This window comes from Flagellimonas ochracea (assembly GCF_009903685.1).
Taxonomy (GTDB): Bacteria; Bacteroidota; Bacteroidia; order Flavobacteriales; family Flavobacteriaceae; genus Flagellimonas; species Flagellimonas ochracea.
On sequence record NZ_JAAABI010000002.1, the window covers coordinates 24,174 to 38,630 of the forward strand.

A 14,457-nucleotide genomic window follows, 5' to 3' on the forward strand; every position below is an offset into this window, starting at 1 on the left:
GGGCTGTTACAATTGTTTAAAAGAGCTAGATTTCATCACATTTTCTAACAAACTATATGAGGCTGCTGCCGCATTACGAGCTGATGGATGATAAAAATCTATGATTTTAGTATTTTGATATCTTCCAATGGCAATATTGTAGCCACTATGCTTCCAAATGACTTTATCAAAAAGTTGGTTTCTTAGCTTTTTCCAGGTTAAGCCAGTGATAATGACATCTGGTTCGATGATTTCTATTTGTCTCAATAATCTATCTTTATTTTGTAAAAGGTGCCTTTCCATTTCAGCGTAATTGGAAAGTCCTTTACCACCTATTTTTTTTATGTTCATAAATGCTACATAAAAGATGGCACTGCTAAAACCTTCTTTATCATGCCATGTTTGTTCATATTCAGGAAAATCATTTAAAATACCATAGCTCCATTCGGCCAAACGGTGCGAAAAAGTATACTTGAGGCCTTCTTTCCACCATTTCCGAAAATCACCAGCTTCCTGTTTGGGATTGTTGGGTTCTTTAGTCAAAAACAGCATTTTAGTCTTTGCGTTTGTATATAGGTCTTCGTTGTTAATACCATCTTTTATAAACTTTCCCTTATATTCTGGTATTTCAGCTTCCCAATTTTCAAAAAGCAGGTTTAGTTGTTCTGTTCTGGTCATCCGTTATTCCAAATTTTCAAAAAACTTGATTGCATATTTACAATAATCAATTATCAAGTCTTTGTCGGTTTCAAATTCTTTTCGGCTGCCTAACCAATTTCTGCATTTTTCATGAATTTCTTTTCCTTTCTTCAACTCTCTGTAGGAAATACATTTAATATGCTTTGGAGATAGCAAAACGAACAAGGCATTTTCAAAAGGGTAATCTCCATAAGATTCAATGTCCTTTAAGGCCAAGCAACCATTCTTTCTAAATTTCACTTCTATAAAATGAGCTTCCTTATCCTTGAATACAACGAAGTCTGGCATTTGCCGAATATTTTTTGAGACATCGCCGCGTACACCCTTTAATAAATCAGAAATACCTGGAATGGAATTTTCCATGCCGTATTTGAAAACTTGAAAACCCAATGAAATAAAAAGCTGCTCAACAATGGTTTCGGCAATTCTGCCCTTAATTACCCCAGAAACCCAAGGGTTTTCATTTTGTTTGTAGTAACATTGGGTACAAAGTCCGTTATTGAACTTAGTGTAGGACCTACATTCGGTACAGTCTGGCATAGATTTATTGGCAGTTTAGTTTACTACCAAAATAGAAATAAGGAAGCGGTTTAACAATTTTTTATAGTACGGAGTGAAGAATTTTCTTATAAAATTATGCTGACAAGGAATTGTTCAAATGAATTAAGTCCCTTGCCATTTTTTTTTCCGAAGTTCACATTCTTTTTTAGGAAGATTGAGTTTTGGATTTATTGTATCGCAAAGTTCATCCAACTTTTGAGAAGCTAAGTCAGGGCTAAGGGTCTGGGCAATGACCATCTGGTCAAAAACCCATAAATGGCCATGTACATCGAGTTTTTTTACTTTTGCGAATTTTCTAAGGGTATTATCGCTCGTAATCAATGTTGCCTCTAAATACTGCGCTTGATAAAAAGCGGAGCAATCTTGCTCCGACAAAGAGGGTCTTTCCATTCGAATTGCAATGATATCTTTTAATTGTTCTTCTGAAATTTCCTGTACTTGTAATTGATTTATATCAATATATGGTTTTAATGCTGTCTTTTGATGGTCGTGCAATTCTTCAAGGACCAAATCAGTGGTGTAAAACTGAAAGTTCAATCCAAAAAAAGGACTGAGTATTTCGAGTTTTACCAAATCAATCAAGATATTGGCATCATTCACTACAATGGTCATAGGGCAATAAATTGATCACGAAATGCGGCCAGTTTTTCGTTTGAAAGATTAGCAGCCTTACTAAGGCTGATTATTTCTTCGGAAGCCGCACGGTAGATCAACTGCATGAATCTATCCGAATGCTCTTTGCCCTTGTATTGACCTAGGCCTTTTTCTTCCCGATTGCCCGAAATATACTTTCTAAACTTGACAAAGCTATATTCGTCGATAATCCCTAAATTCTTGGCACGAGCCATTATGGCTTGAATAGAAATACCATAGGTTTCCTTGATACTGATTAATTCCGAAAGGCTTACACTTTTTCTTTTTTTAGAACCAATTTCATTTATAAAAGTCTCATATGGAATAAGCATTGCGCCGGCAAAGGCATGGCAGAGCCGCTCTATTTCTTTATCGCTTAACTTTTTGGAGAAATTCAATAAAAGATGACCCAATTCATGGAGTGCGGTAAATCGCTTTCTTTCAATGTTATAATTCTTGTTCACTACAATTATGGGTACAGCACCATCAGCCCAACCGGAAAGGCCATCAAAAGCTAAATCGGCATCCAGTTCAATAACCTTTATTTCTTTGTCTTCTAATATTTCTATAACATTTGGCAGGGCATTGATACCTAATTTCCATGCTTTAAGCAAATTATTAACGGCGTCATCTATATCCGAAATATTGGAGATTACAAGGTCTTTAATCGGATTTATGAATGCAGATTTAATTTGTAGCAAATCCTCTATTTCTAGATAACGCTCAACACTTTCGGCCACTTTCTGCTTGATGGCATTGGTCTTTTTTACGCCCAGCACGCTTCGTTTTCTAAACTCGATATTTTCGATTTCTGCACCCAATGGCCTAAAGAAGTAGTCGGGTTTTACATTAAGAGCTTTAGCAAGCTTTATTAACACAGCACTATTCGGCATCATCTGCCCCTTTTCATATTTTGAAATGGCATTTTTAGAGACAATAGCACCCATGGCCTCCACCAGATTGTCTTGAGACATTGCGGAAAGCAAACGTGCACTTTTTAATCTTTTTGCGAACAGTTCTTTCATAGGATTGTTGATAATGTGTTGACAAATTTACAAAATTTATTCTATTTGTAAACCAACGGTGTGAAATGAGTTTGCAAAACACTTCTAAAATTGTCGTTTTTCGCAAACAAATTTCTAATTATTTCATGGGACTTAAAACCTTGTGTCCCAAATCTTACCTCAAAACTTTGCGCATGGATCCTGTGGAATTTTTGTAGTGTTCCGGCAGATAAACGTAAAGCAAAAATTCCATAGGGCGCACCCTACTTTTGGTTTGGAACACTATCTTTTTCCTTTACCCATTTTTGATATGATTTAAAGTGCTCCGGATTCTGGTCAAAATATCCCCTTAGACTAGTTATCACATGTTGCTCCCCTGTGGTGAAGGCCTTTTCTTGAATGTTATCTATTTGAGATACTTTGAAGGCCAAGTAGCAGATAATGACTGATGATATCATCCAAACGGCATAGCTGAACCATAGCTGCACTTTTGGGACCAACCTGGCCCTGGAAACCTGTTCCCTTATGCTTTGAACATCTTCTCTATGCCCAGTATTCTTTGTTTTCTCCAGCATTAAATGTTCCCGGAGCATAAACTCTATTTGTGTAGTATCCGTTTGTATCTTTATATTATCCACATTTTGGGTCAGTTGCTCCAGTTTGTCGATGGCCCTATTAAATCCGTCCAGTTCATCGGTGAGCAACTCCATTACTTCATCCAGTTTTTTGTATCCCATGGCTTATTATTTTAATACCCGATTCCTGTATCGATGGCCCTTTTAATTGTTTTTTTAATGATGTTTTTAGCAACACTGGTGGCAAGGTTGGTACTCATTTCCACGGTCTTGCCCAAAAGCTTTGCTGATTTGCTGACCTCCATTGATTTGGTTATACCCTTATTTTGAGTTAGCTGCGCCATAATCCTTCCCCCGGACATGGATCGGTGTACCTCGCTTGCCTTAAAATTATGACCTTGGTACTCGAACCTGAATCCTTGTAGCTTATTGGCACGATTAATACTTGGAATGACTTCCACGTTCCTTTCTTTCATCGCCTTGATATAACTATCCAACGTTTTTGGCCTTTCATTTTCCATTACTTTTTGATGAGCGTTTCTAATTGCCAGTCGCACTTGTATGGAATCCAATTCCTTTTCCAATTGTACTTCCTTGACCGTGGTCAGTCCCATTTCCCTGGCGACGTTCTCGGCGGCCAGTTGGCTTCGTTTCCCGATAAAGCTGTCATTGTAGGCCTTGCCGTCAAAACCTATCCTGTTTACATAAAGATGCACATGTGTATGTGCCTTGTCCCTATGGACAAAAGCGATAGCTTGTCTTTCCCGGAGCTGCATCTCTTTGACAAACCTTTGGGTCAGTTCTTCCAGTTTTTCCTTAGTGAGATTCTTACCATCTTCCTGTGTCGGACTAAGTATAAAGCTCAATGTGTTATTTTGGCAACGGGTATTCTCTTCCTGGACCAACCTGAACTCCTCGGTGATTTCGTGGGGATTGGTTCCCGCCAGATGTTGGCTAAAGACCACTTCGGCATTCTTCTCCTGGTTCCAACCGTAATCGATACTTGTGGCAGTGTGCGCTATGGAAGTTCCTTTGCCTATCATCTCTTTGTTCTTTTGAAATTATATAAATGTGTGCGTATTTCCTCTGCCAATTGCTCGACCTCGCTGGCCAGTTTTGGATTGTGTTTCTTGAACATATTTCCGATACGGGTAAAGTTGCCCTTGTACTTCACTAGCATTTTATAATAAACTAATTGCTCCTCGGTCAAACGTTCGATGACCGAATTGCCAAAAGCGGAGCTACGGCAATATTCGGAGAGGGAAATACCTGCACGTTCAGCCCTTTTTTTGAGCAGCTTCTTCTCGTAGATGGAGCACCGGAACTTGATATAGGTCCGTTTCATTTCTTTTTCACTTTGCGACCGCCGGGAGTAAAGCGAGTTTGTTTTTGTGGCAACAAAAACACATCTCGCGCTCCCTGACCAAGTCCCTTTTTAGCACTAGATATGAGCCATTCGTTCATATCCTTAAATCCTTTGTATATGGTTGATTTGTCAATGCAGTTAATCGAATATTCCATCATCTTTCGGGTCGTTCGGTTTCCATTTGTATCGTTGTCCAAATAGAGTTCTACGTAGCTATATTCCTTGATTATTTTTCGAGCTTTTTGTAGAAATGCCGTGGAGTTCAATACCAGAAAATCATAGTTGTATTCGAGTTTTTCAGCATCCTCTAAAATGGATAATAGGTCGAACATGCCTTCGGTAACGATAAGCTTTTCATTTCCATTTTTGATGTGGGTGATGTCCTTCGGCGAACTAGAATTCTTGTAATATTTGTTCCGCAGTTCCCATCCCCCGGATTCGTTCTGGAGTCCAAGTGCGAAATAGCTCCTATCCTTGAAATCATACTGGACTTCTTTGACCAATTTGCTAGCGGTCGCTATTGAAACCTTCCTCGATTTCAGATAATCCTTTAAAGCAAAATGGGTGAGCGTTTTAATTTCTGTGACGGTGATTTTGCATTCGTTGTCTTCAATATTGCTAAAAATCGCCTGCTGCTGAAAAGAGAAAGAGGTTTGGTCTTGTCCGATTAGAGTCAATGCTTCCCTAACCGAAGATTTCGTGATTTGGCATACTAGGTCAATTACATTACCACCGATACCTTCTCCATGGTCGTACCATCTGTTCAGTTTCTTGGACACCTTGAAAGAGGCTTGCGTTTCTGAGCGGAAAGGGCTCAGGAACCAAGCTTCTTTTTCGTTCGTCCTGGTCGGAAAGTGCCCGAGTTTTGCCAGCGCCCTTTCGATGGGAAAGGCTCGGGCTCTTTCACACGATAGTTTATTTGTTCTTTTTTCTTTCATCAGTCTCTTTTTATTGAATTTCGGTTACCTTCTTACCTAAGTCCATATTTATAGGTGTTCACGGCTAAGGTGGGTTTAAAATTGAGGTTACCCATCTTACCCAATAAGGTAGGTTTGGTAGTATCCAGGTAACTAATAGTTTATATATCCTACCTAAGTCGGCTCCCGCAAGTATGGAGATACAGGTACTCTAGGTAAGTAGGTAGCTATTATTAAAGTATTTTAAAGTTCCACCTCCCAAGGTGTCTTCCCAAAAATGGGTTTTGCCAGATAACCGTACACCTGTCGTTTGGGATGTTTTATTCTTTGAAAATTAAATCCGGACAACGCCCGGCCCAAGTTTATCTGGTTCAGTCGAAGGTTCAGGCAGCTCAGCTTGACCAGTACGTCCGAGGCGGTCACAAAATCTTCAATGTCATTGGACTTTTCAAAATATTTGGAAACCAGTTCTTCCTCCGTGGTCAACTTGGTGTATTTCTTGTTCCGCTCCTCGTTCTCCTGGATATCCTTGATGGATAGTTCGGGGTTAAAGTTAGGGTCGGTGTAGGCGAGATAATACGCTTGTGACCATACCCCGTTTATATCTACTTCCTTCGAATACCCAAAATCGATTTTTCCCTTAAGCTCAAAACAGAGCCATCGTACTGAACCCGTTTCGTCATTTAAAAATGAGGACATATTAGTAGAGCCGACAAAGGAACATATGCGGGGTAGTGTCGTATTCTTTCGATCATAAGGCAACCTTTCATTGATAAAGGTTTTGGAGAAAAACGACTTTAAGGCGTTGACATCCTTCTTGGAAAGTACGGCCAGTTCGTCCAGATTGTACAGAAAGTTTCGGCAAAGCTGTATCCTAGCATCCTTATCGTTGCTGATATCCTCTGCCATATATTCCGCCAGTTCTGACGGACATAGAAATCGGCACCAGGTGGATTTGCCAGAGTTCTGACCTTGATGGGACAGTACAAAGGCTTGCTTGTTGAAATAATTGACCTCCAAAGCACATTTTATAGTCCGCACCAACCATTTTTTGAAGTGATAGTCAAAGGCTTCTTTCTCATAGGTCGGTACATAGGATGCCAATTTCAAAATATGATCTTTCCCGTCCCATTTGGGAAGCCCCTCAAAATATTCCTTGATGGGATTGTACTTTGGTATCCATTCCGAGCGGATCAGGATTTCCAATTTACCTGTGGGGATATCGACCCCTGCTTTTGCTAGTTCAATAATCAAGGAATTCAGATTCAGGTACTGCCATTCCTTGGAACCTTTAAAGGCAATCTGGAAGTCATGTGATATCTCGTTATACGTAATGTCGTACTTGGCTTCCAAGTATTCCATGGTATAATCATATACCGTCTTTTTCTTAGGGTCGGCTACATCGTAGAGCTCAGGAATATTATCTTTCATGATACCGCTATTTATCTTTTGTTCTTCGCCAGCTGTTCATTGAACTGCCGCTCTAAGAATTCATCTGATAAATTGGGTTCCCCTAAAAGCCAGGCGTCGATTTCTTCTTTGTTGAAGAATAGTTGACGGATGTGCTTATTGTTACCCGTCGGTATTAGCTTTAATTGGGAGAGTTTGTAAATCTTGCTCTTGGATAGCCCTGTATATTTTACAAGGTCATCGATGTTGAATACTTTTTTGGTGTGGGAAAGCAGGCCTTTGATATCCTGAAGTAAGTCCACAACATTCTCTTGCTCATTCATAATCTTTACGTTTAAGAATTAATAATGAGTAAAAGGCCTTTTACTTTGATTGTACACGACAAACATATGACGGCAGATGCAGTAAAACCAATAGGGAAATAACGATTGCTTTAAGATTGCCCTTTTTTTTCCTTATAAAAATTAAAACGAAGTGGGTTTTATATAATTCCGAGGGCTTTTGAGATGTCTTTTCGTACATCATCGTAACTACCTTCTTGGGTAGCAGAACACCATTTGGAATAGCTGGAAGGAAGCGTACTTGGATTAATTTCAGAGTTTTGGAACGTAAACCGTTCCGAAATGAGCGTGTTCAATGACTCTTTGGGTTTAGTATCCATCTTGAATATCCCTCTGCGAACAATTAAATCCAAAAAGGTGAATAAAAATCGGACGTTCCCGGATTGTTTGTTTTTAGGAGTTTCCCTGATTATGATTTTTTGCTTTGCTGGTAGTCCATTGACCAACCTAAGAAGGTTCTTTACATCCCCATCATTAAAACCGAAAAAACCGGCATCGATTCTGGATGGTGATAACGGCAAAAATGAAAAACCCTGAACATTGTTTTTGAATAGCTCCTCGGATTTGAACCAAGTAATGGCCAGTAATAATGTCAAAGCGAACAACAGGGTAACAAAAAGGTAACTAGCTACAATTTGAACGATGGAGTAAGTGGTACCGGATATGAGAAAATAAAGGGTCAAAGGTACTATGCCAAAAAGTAGTATCAGGAAGATGGAAAGTCTGTTGGTTGTCAGAGAACCATGTTTTAACCATAGCAGTTTTAGCTCCCTTCGACTTTGGTACAGCCAATTGGCCAATATTTCACCCAATCGTTCCATCCATTCAAGGTAGGAATAAATGAAATCAAAAGAAAAATAAAATGTTGTACCTATGTTGTACCCAGTCAAAAAAGAAAGCCTCCCGATTTCTCGAAAGGCTTACTATCACTGGGCTCCCCCTCTTGGGCTCGAACCAAGGACCCTCTGATTAACAGCAGAGGGCATTAGGGTAAATGTTAAAATTTAAAACTTATTATATTATTGATTATCAGTGCTTTAATAAATTTTGATTCAAAATGAAATCAGATAAAGTCAATAATATATGTGCAAATTATGTGCAAATTTTTTTGTACCTTGAAATATGCAGACCAGTTTATCGCTCAGTTTGGACAAACGAAGAATACGGAAAGATAACTCTTATCCGATTATTATTCGACTCGGTCATTTTCAAAAAACAACTTCAATAGCTACCGGGCAATCCGTTCCAGAAACTTTCTGGGACGATAGAAAAAAACAAGTCAAACGTGCTTACAAAGGAGTGGAATCCATTAACTTTTTAAACAACTTATTGCGGACCCAATTAGCTAAGGCAAATGAAATTGTAAACAACTTACACTACAAAGGTGATTTGGATTTTATGTCCATCGTTGAGATCAAGGACAGAATTGTTGGGAAAACGAAGTATGCGTCTTTTTACAAATTCGGTTATTCGCAAGTTGAGAAGCTCAAAGAATCCCAACGTTATGGGACTGCCCGAAACTATGATGGTGTTTTGAGTATATTAAAAACATTTACCAAAAACCGCGATTTAAAGTTCAACGAGCTTAACTACCAGTTTTTAAAGCGTTTTGAGAGGTATCATTTATCCAAGCCTGGGAATTCTATGAATGGGATAGCCTCCTATATGCGAACTATCAAAGCCATTTACAATAAGGGTATTAAAGAGGGTCACGTACAAAGGGATAATTATCCCTTTTTTAAATATCAAATCAAAACTGCTCCCACTCAAAAGAGGGCAATTAACTTAGAGTATATAAGACGCATCCTTGAATTAAATCTGGAAGAGGACAGTCCACTTTTTCATTGTCGGAACTATTTTCTACTGTCATATATGACCATGGGAATGTCATTTGTAGATATGGCTTTTCTCAAAAGGCAGAATGTTATGGATGGTAGAATAAAATTTCAAAGGCGAAAAACATCAAAGGCCTACGATATAAAGCTGACACCCCAACTGACGGAGGTTTTGGATTATTACCTGAGAGGGACGCAAAAGGATGATTTCATACTCCCCATAATTAAGAGGGAGAGTCTAGAACTTCAATACAAGGATGCGCAATGGGCCTTAAAGCGATATAATAAAGGCCTTAAAGAAATAGCAAATCTATGCGGAATTGAGGAGCGTTTGACCTCTTATGTTTCAAGACATAGCTTTGCCACCCATGCCCTATTTAAAAATATTCCCCTACCCGCAATTTCTAAAATGTTAGGGCACAGTAAGCTATCAACTACTCAAATCTACCTGAAGTCACTTCCGAGTAATGTGATTGATGCTTATCAAGAAGAGTTGAATAGTTTTTAATGCTTTTGAGAATTATTCTTGAAAGGGTCAACAGATTTCAAAATACATTCGTTTTAAATGGCTAGACTAAGGATTTTCATAGGATGCATTGCCCACAGTTTTTATTTTCTTTCTGTAGTGTTCTGGGTGCAATGCACTATTAGATTTTGTGAAATTTTGTTCTGCTATCCACTCCAAATCTCTATTCAATAAATTAGTCATCATTTCAACACCACCGTAAACAAATTTGAATAGTAATGTGTTGGTATTGTATTCTCGGAATTGTAATTTACAATGAGCTTTATTCAATAAGTGCTTATCGTAAAATGTTGGTATACTTTTAAAACTTGGCATCGTAAACTGTGAATCTACAAAAGGCCAATCAATTCCGTTCCTATTCATTATATAATCTCTCAATTCGCTAAAATCATACTTGTTGTAAAGCCCTTTTTGAGATTTGTACAAGGATTCAAGTCCCATTGTTAGCAGTAACTTTGAGACAGCAGATTCACTCTTATCAAATGTTTCTACTGTAAGTGCCATAGCACCTGTTTTAGGGTCAATTAGCTTTAAGTTTTTTGGGTCTACACTTTTAAAAGTAATGAGATTCTTTTTAAAATCTGAATCAGCCTGAACAACTAAATCATTTACTTTCCCTTTTACGGGTTTTCCTTTTTTTGTGGCGATACCAAAACGACATCTTTCCATCACAAAAACCGAATTCGTAAGTGCTTTTCCTTCAAAATTGGAAAAGCTATTATTGCATTTATCACAAACAACTCCTTTTTCAAGAGTATAATTTTTGTTTCCGAACGATTCCGGCACAATATGCTCAATAGATTTCGCTCTATTAATATTCTCACAAAAAATACACTTCATTTCGGTCTTTCTCAAATTGCGGGCAACAATTGTATATGCATACTAACACGCAAACTTCTATTTTAGTCGGATTACGAATTTAAGCTTTTGTACTAAAAAAGATAGTCCCGTAAAACGGCCGTGGCTGTTGCACAACTATTTTTTTAATGAATCAGGTTATCTCTTTGAATTCAAAAAAATTAATACTGAAAACCAAATATATCCTTCGGAAAGCTCGCTAAGGGTATTTTCATTTGGAGCCCAAAATCTGAACACATAAGGTCGTCCCATTTTAATCGGGAAATTTTCTCTTAAAGCTTCTAGTTCATATATATCCTCAATATACACTTTATAAGTAATGATTCGTTTTTCAAATTATATTTCCTTTCGTGACAAAATGGCGTTCTTATGATAATGGCGTGGAATTTGAAACATTGATTTTCAGCCATTTAAACTATAGTTCGATATGAAAAAACTAAATAATATATGCCAAAAATTTCAGAAGAGACATTGAATAATTGGAGAAGGCCTCCAAGCGACGCAGAAGAGACAAAGCTAAATAATGCTGAACGAATGGTTCGAGAAGCCATTAGTGAAGATGAAACTCTGTTGTCAAAATCAATAGAGGTTTTCGGACAGGGGTCGTATGCTAATGATACTAATGTAAAACTCAATAGTGATATAGATATCAATGTCTGTTACAACGATGGGTTTTATTATGATTTGCCCAATGATGTTTCCAAAGATGATGCAGGCCTCGGGAATCCGAGTGAATACTCCTATGCTGAACTTAAAGATGATGTGGAAAAAGCACTTATTAGAAAGTTTGGCAGGGATTCGGTTAGAAGGGAGGATAAATGTATTAAAGTGTTGGGTAATACCTATCGAGTTGAGACAGATGTCGTTCCTACCTGGGAATACAAAAGATACTCAAGTGCTAAGAGATATGTAACAGGAGTTTACTTTAAATCTGATAAGGGTACTTGGATAGACAACTATCCGAAACAACATATTAAAAATGGTAAAGACAAAAATGCTGAAACCCATATGAGGTTTAAAAGACTAACCCGAATTCATAGAAAGTTGAGATATAAAATGATTGATGATGGCGAGGATATAGGTGACGGTATTACTTCATTTTTGTTAGAATGTTTGGTGTGGAATGTACCTAACCGTATTTTTAATAACAATGATACATGGACTGATCGTCTTAGAGACTCAATAGTCTATATCTATCAAAAAACTAAGGAGGAAAAAGAGTGCAAGGAATGGGGAGAGGTCTCAGAACTACTTTATCTTTTTCATGGAGAGAGAAAATGGTCAAGAAAAGAGGTAAACGATTATATGCTGCAAGCTTGGGATTATCTAGAATTTAAATAAAAGATCATGATAAAGTACAACATTAGAACTTTTGCCTACGCAATACTTGGTCTTGGTATCATTACCTTTTTACTAGTCTTTCTTTTTACCAAAAACATACTGTCTGCTTTTTCATCAACAGTGGCTATAAACGTAATTGTCTGGATGATTTTTATTCATTGGGCATGGAAGTTTAGAATTTTTTACCCTTGGTTGGTCCCCTTTCCTAATCTTTCAGGTGAATGGGAAGGTGAGCTAATATCCAATTGGAACAACAAATCCCTCGATCCAATACCAACACAGGTTACTATCAGCCAAACATTTTTCAATGTTCAAGTGCAAATTCAAACTGGTGAAAGCAAAAGCTATAGCACCGGTGCTTCATTCGACATAGATTCTGAGAGAGGCTTATGCCAATTATTCTATTCATATTTAAACACCCCTAAGCCTAGTGTCAGAGAGCGCAGTGAAATTCATTATGGAACAACTCGACTTGAATTCAAAGGGTTTAAGGTTAATGAATTAGAAGGAGAATATTGGACTTCTAGAGAAACAACAGGGGAGCTTCGGTTAAGGAGAAAAACTAATAAATATGGATAGAACCAAAGGTGATGTGATTGAACTATTTATGTGGGGATACCAAAAACATGTACAAATTTCATTCAAAGTTTCAGCTGAAAGTCTTTTTAATAAGCTGGATATAGGGCTAAATCCAAACGTGTTTTTCATTGGGGTATTAATTGAAGACAGGAATAATAGACACCCCATTTGCATTGAACCTGATGATACAGGTTTTCATGTAAGTAGTTTTTCAGATGTAGACCAATTGGCCAGTGAACTTATCAAGGTGGATAGCGAATCAAAAATCATTCATTCACATCCGATAGCACAAGAAAATCATGACCATAGAATTTCAAAAAGAGCATATCGAGATAGCATTTTAAAGACTCTAAGGAAAGTGGGAGCATACGGAGAAGAAGATTATTTTGTTGCTTTCCCAACATATGTAGAAGGATATCTTGTGTTTACCGCTCTATCCTTAAATAAAAATGTATTGTCAAAATATTATGCACTAACTAAAGATAAGTGGAATGAAAAATATTGCATTTCACGTTCCTTTATTGAAAGCTGCATAAATACCTTTTTAGGTGAATGCACCCAAGCATTGAAAGATCCAAATTATGAATCGGGTGCCATTTCACGAAAACCAGATGAACTATTACGAGATTCTGCACGTAATCTTATGTACACGGTATCTACTTCCGGGGGAAACCTTGATGGCTTACACGATCTATACGATGCCTGTAATGAAATAGCATCTATGAAGTATGAGGGTGCAGAAGGACTTGGAGGATTGATTATAACCCCTTATGACCATAAGAATCTTAAGATGACCCTACAACTTAAAGAGCCTATAAAAATGAGAAATCGTAGAAAGGTTCGTAAGTTTTTGGAGTTAACAGATTCAGATTCCTACATAGTTTCAGACTCAGCATTAATATATGGCTTAGGCAAATTAACAGGAAAGTATAACCCAAAAGATGAGAATATATTTGTTGTTGATTTTAAGAGCCATTTTAAATGGGAGCTCTCTCATGATGAAAACCCTATGATGGTGGTTGAATATGGATTCCCTACTCTACCAAAAGAAAAAATCAGCAGAGAGAAGTTTTATTCTGATTTGCCAAGACTTTTCAAGGATATTAAAAAAAAGCAAATAGATGATTTATGGGAAGTCACTTTGGAGGCTACTAAACAAAAGCATGGAGCTATGCTTATTATATCCCTGCAAGCCGAAGTGGAAGCCGAGCGCTTGGGCAACCAGTGTTTTCCTCTAGAGCCTTTCAAACTAAATGAAAAGCTAGTTGCTCAAACGACATCAATAGATGGCGGAGTTCTTATGGATGAAAAAGCAAATTGTCATGCCATTGGAGTTATACTTGACGGAATTGCAACTTTAAAAGGAGATTCTTCACGGGGATCACGCTACAACTCAGCAGTGCGATATTATGAGCATTTTGGTTCTGAAGTGCCCCTCATGATAGTTGTGGTTTCGGAAGATGGTATGATTAATTTAATTCCAGATTTGAAGCCTCAAATTAGACATAGTGATATTACTGAAGCTATTGATAATTTCAGAAAAATTCTTGAATCTGAGAACATCAATAAAAAGTACTTCAACAGGGGAATGAATTTTTTCAAAAGCGTGAATTTCTACCTAACAGAAGAGGAATGCAAAACCATTAATTCTTTGAGACATCAGATTGAAGAAAAGTTCGCTGATGATTTGGTTTGGGTAAGAATCGTATATGAAGAATTAAAACCCAACCCAGATATGGATAAGTCATATTATAAAGATGAATAAGATTGTCAGTCGATTTTAACACTGTCCAATTTTTAGATAAGGCTACAAGAATGCATCGCTAACACCAA

The 14,457-nt window shown here is 37.6% G+C and carries 16 protein-coding genes; 4 read left to right on the forward strand and 12 right to left on the reverse strand.

Features of this window, described 5'->3' with window-relative positions; translation table 11 throughout:
* Positions 1 to 6 precede the first annotated feature (6 nt).
* The 11 genes from GTQ34_RS05605 to GTQ34_RS05655 all read right to left on the reverse strand — a co-directional run bounded on the left by GTQ34_RS05605 (position 7) and on the right by GTQ34_RS05655 (position 8,306).
* Positions 7 to 657, reverse strand: coding sequence for a uracil-DNA glycosylase family protein (locus GTQ34_RS05605; RefSeq protein WP_166522811.1), 651 nt, complete (start codon positions 655 to 657; stop codon positions 7 to 9).
* A gap of 3 nt (positions 658 to 660) precedes the next feature.
* Positions 661 to 1,218 carry a hypothetical protein gene (locus GTQ34_RS05610; protein WP_166522812.1) on the reverse strand — a complete coding sequence of 186 codons (558 nt, stop codon included), beginning with the start codon at positions 1,216 to 1,218 and terminating at the stop codon, positions 661 to 663.
* A 123-nt stretch (positions 1,219 to 1,341) separates the two neighbouring features.
* A complete protein-coding gene (locus GTQ34_RS05615; RefSeq protein ID WP_166522813.1) occupies positions 1,342 to 1,851 on the reverse strand; it encodes a PIN domain-containing protein in 510 nt (169 codons plus the stop codon).
* Positions 1,848 to 2,897, reverse strand: a complete 1,050-nt coding sequence (locus tag GTQ34_RS05620) for a helix-turn-helix domain-containing protein (RefSeq protein ID WP_166522814.1) — start codon at positions 2,895 to 2,897, stop codon at positions 1,848 to 1,850. Before GTQ34_RS05620 ends, GTQ34_RS05615 begins: the two co-directional genes overlap by 4 nt.
* A 242-nt stretch (positions 2,898 to 3,139) precedes the next feature.
* Positions 3,140 to 3,613: a DUF6730 family protein gene (locus tag GTQ34_RS05625; RefSeq protein ID WP_166522815.1), complete on the reverse strand. Its 474-nt coding sequence runs from the start codon at positions 3,611 to 3,613 to the stop codon at positions 3,140 to 3,142.
* An 11-nt stretch (positions 3,614 to 3,624) separates the two neighbouring features.
* A complete protein-coding gene (locus tag GTQ34_RS05630) occupies positions 3,625 to 4,494 on the reverse strand; it encodes a relaxase/mobilization nuclease domain-containing protein (RefSeq protein WP_166522816.1) in 870 nt (289 codons plus the stop codon).
* Positions 4,491 to 4,796 (reverse strand): mobilization protein MbpA, encoded by a 306-nt coding sequence (gene mbpA, locus GTQ34_RS05635; RefSeq protein WP_166522817.1) that lies wholly within the window; start codon positions 4,794 to 4,796, stop codon positions 4,491 to 4,493. Before mbpA ends, GTQ34_RS05630 begins: the two co-directional genes overlap by 4 nt.
* Positions 4,793 to 5,755, reverse strand: coding sequence for a toprim domain-containing protein (locus GTQ34_RS05640; protein WP_166522818.1), 963 nt, complete (start codon positions 5,753 to 5,755; stop codon positions 4,793 to 4,795). The genes mbpA and GTQ34_RS05640 overlap by 4 nt, the downstream gene beginning before the upstream one ends.
* A gap of 222 nt (positions 5,756 to 5,977) precedes the next feature.
* Positions 5,978 to 7,165, reverse strand: a complete 1,188-nt coding sequence (locus GTQ34_RS05645) for a virulence-associated E family protein (RefSeq protein WP_166522819.1) — start codon at positions 7,163 to 7,165, stop codon at positions 5,978 to 5,980.
* An 11-nt stretch (positions 7,166 to 7,176) separates the two neighbouring features.
* Complete coding sequence (locus tag GTQ34_RS05650; protein WP_166522820.1) at positions 7,177 to 7,467, reverse strand: helix-turn-helix transcriptional regulator; 291 nt, start codon at positions 7,465 to 7,467, stop codon at positions 7,177 to 7,179.
* Between the two features lie 158 nt (positions 7,468 to 7,625).
* Positions 7,626 to 8,306, reverse strand: coding sequence for a hypothetical protein (locus GTQ34_RS05655; RefSeq protein WP_166522821.1), 681 nt, complete (start codon positions 8,304 to 8,306; stop codon positions 7,626 to 7,628).
* 301 nt (positions 8,307 to 8,607) lie between these two features.
* Between GTQ34_RS05655 and GTQ34_RS05660 the strand changes: the two genes are divergently transcribed.
* Positions 8,608 to 9,828, forward strand: coding sequence for a site-specific integrase (locus GTQ34_RS05660; protein WP_166522822.1), 1,221 nt, complete (start codon positions 8,608 to 8,610; stop codon positions 9,826 to 9,828).
* Positions 9,829 to 9,894: 66 nt separating this feature from the next.
* Here the strand turns inward: GTQ34_RS05660 and GTQ34_RS05665 are convergent, their stop codons facing one another.
* Complete coding sequence (locus GTQ34_RS05665) at positions 9,895 to 10,686, reverse strand: HNH endonuclease (protein WP_166522823.1); 792 nt, start codon at positions 10,684 to 10,686, stop codon at positions 9,895 to 9,897.
* 465 nt (positions 10,687 to 11,151) lie between these two features.
* Between GTQ34_RS05665 and GTQ34_RS05670 the strand changes: the two genes are divergently transcribed.
* The 3 genes from GTQ34_RS05670 to GTQ34_RS05680 are packed head-to-tail and all read left to right on the forward strand — an operon-like array spanning position 11,152 to position 14,389.
* Entirely contained in the window at positions 11,152 to 12,045 is an 894-nt protein-coding gene (locus GTQ34_RS05670; RefSeq protein WP_166522824.1) for a nucleotidyltransferase domain-containing protein, read from the forward strand.
* 6 nt (positions 12,046 to 12,051) lie between these two features.
* On the forward strand, positions 12,052 to 12,624 hold the full coding sequence (locus GTQ34_RS05675; protein ID WP_166522825.1) for a Cap15 family cyclic dinucleotide receptor domain-containing protein: 573 nt from the start codon (positions 12,052 to 12,054) through the stop codon (positions 12,622 to 12,624).
* On the forward strand, positions 12,617 to 14,389 hold the full coding sequence (locus GTQ34_RS05680) for a diadenylate cyclase (protein ID WP_208103848.1): 1,773 nt from the start codon (positions 12,617 to 12,619) through the stop codon (positions 14,387 to 14,389). Before GTQ34_RS05675 ends, GTQ34_RS05680 begins: the two co-directional genes overlap by 8 nt.
* Positions 14,390 to 14,457 lie beyond the last annotated feature (68 nt).

What these genes read in the sequence shown, in the direction of transcription:
- GTQ34_RS05605 (WP_166522811.1), bottom strand. Translation starts at nt 657, where the DNA reads ATGACCAGAACAGAACAACTAAACCTGCTTTTTGAAAATTGGGAAGCT.
- GTQ34_RS05610 (WP_166522812.1), bottom strand. Translation starts at nt 1,218, where the DNA reads ATGCCAGACTGTACCGAATGTAGGTCCTACACTAAGTTCAATAACGGA.
- GTQ34_RS05615 (WP_166522813.1), bottom strand. Translation starts at nt 1,851, where the DNA reads ATGACCATTGTAGTGAATGATGCCAATATCTTGATTGATTTGGTAAAA.
- GTQ34_RS05620 (WP_166522814.1), bottom strand. Translation starts at nt 2,897, where the DNA reads ATGAAAGAACTGTTCGCAAAAAGATTAAAAAGTGCACGTTTGCTTTCC.
- GTQ34_RS05625 (WP_166522815.1), bottom strand. Translation starts at nt 3,613, where the DNA reads ATGGGATACAAAAAACTGGATGAAGTAATGGAGTTGCTCACCGATGAA.
- GTQ34_RS05630 (WP_166522816.1), bottom strand. Translation starts at nt 4,494, where the DNA reads ATGATAGGCAAAGGAACTTCCATAGCGCACACTGCCACAAGTATCGAT.
- mbpA (WP_166522817.1), bottom strand. Translation starts at nt 4,796, where the DNA reads ATGAAACGGACCTATATCAAGTTCCGGTGCTCCATCTACGAGAAGAAG.
- GTQ34_RS05640 (WP_166522818.1), bottom strand. Translation starts at nt 5,755, where the DNA reads ATGAAAGAAAAAAGAACAAATAAACTATCGTGTGAAAGAGCCCGAGCC.
- GTQ34_RS05645 (WP_166522819.1), bottom strand. Translation starts at nt 7,165, where the DNA reads ATGAAAGATAATATTCCTGAGCTCTACGATGTAGCCGACCCTAAGAAA.
- GTQ34_RS05650 (WP_166522820.1), bottom strand. Translation starts at nt 7,467, where the DNA reads ATGAATGAGCAAGAGAATGTTGTGGACTTACTTCAGGATATCAAAGGC.
- GTQ34_RS05655 (WP_166522821.1), bottom strand. Translation starts at nt 8,306, where the DNA reads ATGGAACGATTGGGTGAAATATTGGCCAATTGGCTGTACCAAAGTCGA.
- GTQ34_RS05660 (WP_166522822.1), top strand. Translation starts at nt 8,608, where the DNA reads ATGCAGACCAGTTTATCGCTCAGTTTGGACAAACGAAGAATACGGAAA.
- GTQ34_RS05665 (WP_166522823.1), bottom strand. Translation starts at nt 10,686, where the DNA reads ATGAAGTGTATTTTTTGTGAGAATATTAATAGAGCGAAATCTATTGAG.
- GTQ34_RS05670 (WP_166522824.1), top strand. Translation starts at nt 11,152, where the DNA reads ATGCCAAAAATTTCAGAAGAGACATTGAATAATTGGAGAAGGCCTCCA.
- GTQ34_RS05675 (WP_166522825.1), top strand. Translation starts at nt 12,052, where the DNA reads ATGATAAAGTACAACATTAGAACTTTTGCCTACGCAATACTTGGTCTT.
- GTQ34_RS05680 (WP_208103848.1), top strand. Translation starts at nt 12,617, where the DNA reads ATGGATAGAACCAAAGGTGATGTGATTGAACTATTTATGTGGGGATAC.